Source organism: Candidatus Kuenenia sp., from assembly GCF_039794105.1.
Taxonomy (GTDB): Bacteria; Planctomycetota; Brocadiia; order Brocadiales; family Brocadiaceae; genus Kuenenia.
Window position 1 is genome coordinate 42,784 of sequence record NZ_JBDIWA010000025.1, and the last position, 6,194, is coordinate 48,977.

Genomic DNA, 6,194 nt, shown 5'->3' on the forward strand with positions numbered 1-6,194 from the left:
CCATTAAATATTTTGCCAAAAAATGCAAAAAAATTACTGACGGAGGTGTACTTCATGGATGATCAGGTTTTTCAGAACAGGTTGATAAAACTATTGGAAGAAATCAAACAACTGGCCGAATCAAAAGGGTTAACCACGTATAGTGAAATGGGAGAAAAATGTGAAGATCTCCTGAAATCATTTAAGATGTTACAGGAAACCCTTGACACCTTGCGATTAAACATAAAATATCTGCAATTTGACCTGGAAACTACGAAAAAGGAAAATATCGCATTACGGAAAAAGCTGGAAGAACGGGGAAGTTAGTGAATTTAAAACATCTGGAGCATCTATTGGAGGAACGAGGCAATGGAAAATCTCAATCTTTCCTATTTACCTGCTGAAATTAAAAGAAATGTAGAATCGTTCTTTCTCGATATTCTATCGCATCACAAAGAAAATATCGTTTCTATATACCTCACCGGCAGCGCCATAACAAAAGATTTTGATGTAAAACATTCCGATATCAACACATTGATTGTCGTTAAGGAGATCAAGGTCACCTTTTTCGATTTTATTGCTTCTTTGGGGAAGCAATATGGCAAAAAAAAGCTACATGCGCCTCTTGTAATGACAAAAAATTATATCGAAAGATCTTTAGCCGAATTCCCATTAGAGTTTTTAGATATGAAGCATAACAATCAGCTTGCTTACGGAGAAGATATCCTGAAAAATATAACGATTGAGAAAAAAGATATCAGGCTTCAATGCGAGCGCGAGTTGAAAAGCAGGCTTCAGCAAATTTGCCAGGGATTTATAAGGGCTATGGGGAATAAGACGGTGCTAAGGGATTTGTTCAAAGGCGCCATTTCCGGCTACTTTCCTATTTTTTGCGGCGTCCTCTTTTTGTACGGTCAGAAAATCCCTAAAGAAAAAAATGCGATTCTCTCTGCAATACGGGATTGCTGTAATATCAAAATTGACCCATTTACCAGATTGCTTACGATAAAGGCGAAGGACGTGAATCCTTCCGCAGAGGAACTGAAAGAAATTTTTGAAGAATTGTACCATGAAATTGATACCCTTGCCGGGAAAATTGATGAATTTAAGGTGGAAAATGTATAAAAACAATTCTCTCTCTACACATATCTGTTTTTTCCTGCTTATTTTTTTCTTTTCTGCTGTTTCGTATGGACAAGATTTACCCGTGCCAAAACGCTATGTGGAAGACAGGGCAAATATCATCGAAACCCAGATAGAAAACAGGCTGAACGGATATTTGCAGGAACTGGAACAAAAAACAGGTGCGCAAATGGTGGTTCTTACGGTGGATACCACCGACAATATACCTATTGAGATGTATGCTATCGAGCTTGCTACTAAGTGGAAATTGGGACAGGAAGGGAAAGATAACGGGGCGCTTATCGTCGTGGCAAAAAATGACCGGGCATACAGGTTTGAAGTAGGATACGGGCTTGAGGGTATATTGCCTGACAGCTTTTGTGGTACTCTCGGGAGGACATTTTTTGTGCCTAATTTCAAAAAGGGGCAGTTTGGCGAAGGCATTTTTCTGGCTGCATTGGTAATGGTTGATAAAATTGCCGAAGAAAAAGGCGTCAAAATAACCGGCATGCCTGATATGGCAAAAATACGCAGGACAGCAGAAGGGCGCGGTAGCCCGTTGTCGTCGTTGTTCTTCATGTTTTTCATATTGCCCTTCTTGTTTGGCGGCGGCATGCTTCGGCGGAGGATGATGTTCTCCCCTTACTATTGGGGCGGTTCCGGCGGCCCAAGGGGTTTTGGATCGGGGGGTTCCGGTGGTTTCGGAGGCTTTGGCGGCGGGATGGGCGGTTCGTTTGGCGGGGGCGGCGCCTCCGGCAGGTGGTAAGGGGCTTGGATTTTTCTATTATACCGTAGTGCTCGGCAGTCGGCAGTCGGCAAATTGCAGATTGCAGATAGAGGACTGAGCAAAGTAATGACAATTACTGGCATATTAAATGCTTCTGTGTCCCTAAAACAGTACTAAATTAAATTTACAATATATTATTGGAAGGCGGTTATGAGAAAGATATTACCTGTCATTGCTATTTTGGTTTTTGTAGGGATCATTGCTGTTTCCTGGTATGTTAAAGGATACAATAAAGTGGTAAAATTGAATGAAAATGTCAAGAATTCATGGTCACAAGTGGATACACAGCTTAAGCGGAGGTATGACCTCATTCCCAATCTGGTAGAAACCGTAAAAGGTTATGCATCGCACGAAAGAGAAGTTTTTGAAAAACTTGCGGAGGCCCGCAAGGGATATTTCAGCGCAGGAACAATTGCGGATAAGGCAAAGGCCGCAACACAGATCGAAAGTTTTCTTTCCCGCCTGCTTGCATTCAGGGAAGCATACCCGGATCTCAAGGCAAATGAATCATTTCTTAAGCTGCAGGATACATTGGAGGGCTCTGAAAACCGGATTTCCGTGGAGCGTAAACGCTATAATGATTCAGTAAAAGAACTTAACACCTATATAAAAAGTTTTTTTGGCAGATTCTTTGCAGCACGTGTTGGTGTAACAGAGGCAAGTTATTTTGAAGTATCAGAGGCAGAGAAGGAAGTGCCTAAAGTAAAATTTTAATAAAAACAACCATGTCGTCCAGAGTATCAGATTAAATATTCATTGCGTAGCCGGACATATAAAAGTCGGCAATCGTCAATCTACAATCGGCAATCTGCCGACTGTAGATTGACGATTGCCGACTGTGCCATTTTTTCATCTTTTCTTTTGTTTCCTCCTGAGAAATACATTGCCCTTCATCTGCTTGCGATATCCCTTTTTCTGTCTTTGCAAGAATGTTACTATAACATCATATAGGGGTCGACATCAACAAGCGACTGGACGCCTTTTGTTGGTTTCAGCGTATCGGCAACGCATAGCAATGCATCGTGGATGCGCTGGTGGTCTTTTGTTTTCATCAGAAGATGCCATCGGAACAGATTATTAATTTTCATTACCGGGGCGGGCGACGGGCCCAGTATTTGCAGTTGATTATTGCTTTCTTTTGCGACTTCTTTCAGTTTACCGGCAATCACCGATGCCTTCTCCTCTGTGTTTTTTTCCGATGCGCCCCGAAAGATAATCCTTGCCATCCTGCCAAACGGGGGATAGTTCAATGGTTTTCTATATTCCAATTCCTTTTTTGCGAAACCTTCATAGTCATGGGCTGCTGCATAGGTAATGCTGTAATGTCTTGGATTAAAGGACTGCACTATCACGCGTCCCCCCTTTTGCCCTCTTCCCGTACGTCCCGCAACCTGAGATATTAACTGGAATGTCCTTTCACCTGCACGAAAATCCGGAAGATTCAGCATGGTATCCGCAGAAATTACGCCAACCAGGGTAACATTTGGGAAGTCCAGACCCTTTGCAATCATTTGTGTGCCGAGTAATATCTGGAATTCTCCCACTTCGAATGCCTTCAATGCCTTTTCATGGGAGCCGTGGGACCGCATGGAATCGCTGTCCATCCGGAGAATGTTATATCCGGGAAATTTTTTAGCAATCACCTCTTCTATTTTTTCAGTGCCAAAACCACGGTAATTAATATAATTTGCCATACAATCCGGACACGACTCCGGGGGGATTGCCTCCGCATGGCAGTAATGGCACAGTACGATGTTTAACTTTTTGTGAAAGGTAAGGGGGATATCACACCGGTGGCATTTTAATACAAATCCGCACCTCTTACAATGAATGTAAGGGGTAAAACCCCTGCGGTTTAAAAATAAAATTACCTGCTCCCTCCGTGACAATGCCTGTTTCATATAATATTCAAGCCGTTGCGATACAACATGGTATCCCCTTTTCTTGCGTACTTCTTCAAGCATATCCACGATTTCAACCTGCGGCAGTTGAAGGGTTCCGATCCTTTTGGAAAGGACTATCTTTGTATAATTCCCCTTTTCCGCCTCATAATAGCTTTCCAGCGACGGCGTAGCGGTGCCCAATATAACCATTGCATTTTCGTAGGTCGCCCTGAGAATGGCAATATCCCGCGCATTATACCTGGGGCTGTTTTCCTGTTTATACGTATTCTCGTGCTCTTCATCAAGAATGATCAACCCCACGTCCTTCAGCGGAGCAAAAATAGAGGACCTGGCGCCGACAACAACGTCCACCCTGCCCTCCTTTATATCTTTCCACTGTGCATAGTGAAAGGCGCCTTGTAAATGGCTGTGCAATACCGCCACGTTATTGAATCTTTCCTTTATCCTCTGAATACTTTGAGAGGTAAGCGATATCTCCGGCACAAGAAAGAGGGCTTTTTTCCCCTGTTCCAATAGTTTGGCTATTGTCTGAAGGTACAGTTCCGTTTTCCCGCTGCCGGTTATGCCATGAAGCAGGATGATTCCCTGAGACGGTTCCGCCAGTTTCTCTTTGATCAAAGTGAAGGCGGCCTCCTGTTCTTCGGAAAGCGCTAAATGTTGCCTGGATGCCCCGCCTCCCTTCAAGGCATTTACGGCGTCTGCCTGCCGTTCTTCCAATCGCAGGAGGTTTTCCCGCTCCAACTGCCTGAGCATTGACATAGTGCCGCCGGTAGCCTTCATCAGGTCTTTTGCGCGTATTTCTGTATTTTGCGCCTGATTAAAAAGGAATTCCAGCACCTTCACCTGTTTTATCGCTCGTTTTTTTGATTGCAAAACCGTTTCTTTTTCAAGGGAGGTAAGGGGTTTGCCGCAGGTAACAAAAATGTCAATCTTTTCCTTAGCGCCGCGCCTGACCACCGGCGGTATCACCGCATGTATCGCCTCTCCCCATCCGCAGCAATAGTAGGAAGAAAGCCATTTTGTAATCCTGAGCATAGTCTCGTCCGCCAAAGGAAACGCATCCAGTATCCCCATGAGATCTTTGGTCTTATATACGGAAGGTATGGTGGTAAGGCCTACGCAAAAACCTGTAATTACCTTATTGCCAAAAGGCGCTTTCACACGCATACCAGGCGTGAGGAGTTCCCTTAAATCCGGAGGCACGTTGTAGTGAAACAGCTTGTTTAACGGAATATTGAAAACCACTTCCGCAAATAATTGCTGTGGCGTCTGACCGGTTAGCGACTCTTGAAGTTTTGATGATTTATCGGCAATGCTCATCGCTGATGAAAGAGAGTTTTATTGTTAATTAACTATACCACTGACAAGCAAGGCTTGCCCGTGCCGCCACTTACGGAATAATTGCCTTGTATCAATTTGATACATCACAAATTGTGAACCTCTTTAGTATATTGAGCATTTCGGATTTCACAATTAAATATTTTGCCAAAAAAATGCAAAGAAATTGCAACATTTTAGTTCTTTGAAAAATTAATAGCAAAAAAAGGGGGGAAAAGCTGACGTCTGTTTGTCCTTTGTGATATAAAAGGCTTCAAGAAAAGGAAACTGTTTATGAAGCCTATCATAGTAACTATTCAGCGAGCTAATGGTGAATATTACCGAACATAGCCCCAAAGGGGCAAAAGCGTATAGCAGGGGGTGAAGGCTCATGTATCAGATTTAGCCTTTCATCCACATAACAGGGGCAAAAGCGTATAGCAGGGGGTGAAGCCCCATGAAAATGGAGAATACCGTTATTAGCCCTGAAAGGGCGAAAGGAATTGTTTCCCTAAAAAGTCCTTTCGCCCCTCCGGGGCTTGTTGTTATTGTTATTTATGACAGGGGCTCATGCCCCCTGCTATATTCTTTCAGCCTTTCAGGCCTCATATTGAAAGTACGCTGAATAGTTACCTCCGGCGGGGCCATATGGCATTGCGGCGTAAATAAGAAAAAGGACGAATTTTACATTATCATTATCACGGATGACGTTTTCCCACCAGATGGTGCGCCTGTTCTTCATAGAGCAACTCTACAGGGCAATGACTATTATCAGGAATGAAAAATATCACCACGAATGACCGTCTATAATTAGATGGTTATTAAGTTAGCTCATAGATAAATTAAGTAACTATTCAGCGTAAACCATTACACGACGCCTGGCGGGTTCAGGTTTGCAACCCAATGTCATTAAGTTAAGAAAAGCATCGCAAAAAAACTATATATCATCTTGATTAAGAATAAGTTAGGTGGTATAATCAATGCCGAGTTAAACGTAATTTACCAGCATTATAACATTTCTTAGGAGGAGAAATAAATGTCAGAAAAATTATCAAACACATCAGAAAGTGGCATGAAAATTGGTT

Annotated in this window: 5 protein-coding genes and 1 pseudogene; 5 read left to right on the forward strand and 1 reads right to left on the reverse strand. The window is 42.9% G+C overall.

Going from position 1 to position 6,194, the window contains the following annotated elements; genetic code table 11:
• Window positions 1-54: 54 nt before the first annotated feature.
• The 4 genes from ABJL82_RS11860 (at window position 55) to ABJL82_RS11875 (ending at window position 2,602) form a co-directional block, all read left to right on the forward strand.
• Window positions 55-306 (forward strand): hypothetical protein, encoded by a 252-nt coding sequence (locus ABJL82_RS11860; RefSeq protein WP_347274899.1) that lies wholly within the window; start codon window positions 55-57, stop codon window positions 304-306.
• A gap of 42 nt (window positions 307-348) precedes the next feature.
• The gene (locus tag ABJL82_RS11865; protein WP_347274900.1) at window positions 349-1,104 is read left to right on the forward strand and encodes a hypothetical protein; all 756 of its coding nucleotides are present in this window, start codon (window positions 349-351) and stop codon (window positions 1,102-1,104) included.
• The gene (locus tag ABJL82_RS11870) at window positions 1,079-1,867 is read left to right on the forward strand and encodes a TPM domain-containing protein (protein WP_347274901.1); all 789 of its coding nucleotides are present in this window, start codon (window positions 1,079-1,081) and stop codon (window positions 1,865-1,867) included. The genes ABJL82_RS11865 and ABJL82_RS11870 overlap by 26 nt, the downstream gene beginning before the upstream one ends.
• 171 nt (window positions 1,868-2,038) lie before the next feature.
• Window positions 2,039-2,602 (forward strand): LemA family protein, encoded by a 564-nt coding sequence (locus ABJL82_RS11875; RefSeq protein ID WP_347274902.1) that lies wholly within the window; start codon window positions 2,039-2,041, stop codon window positions 2,600-2,602.
• Between the two features lie 221 nt (window positions 2,603-2,823).
• Here ABJL82_RS11875 and priA read toward each other — a convergent pair whose 3' ends face one another.
• Window positions 2,824-5,112, reverse strand: coding sequence for a primosomal protein N' (gene priA, locus ABJL82_RS11880; RefSeq protein ID WP_347274903.1), 2,289 nt, complete (start codon window positions 5,110-5,112; stop codon window positions 2,824-2,826).
• Between the two features lie 638 nt (window positions 5,113-5,750).
• Between priA and ABJL82_RS11885 the strand changes: the two are divergent.
• Window positions 5,751-5,909: pseudogene (locus ABJL82_RS11885) on the forward strand (23S rRNA (pseudouridine(1915)-N(3))-methyltransferase RlmH); the annotation flags it as partial.
• Window positions 5,910-6,194 lie beyond the last annotated feature (285 nt).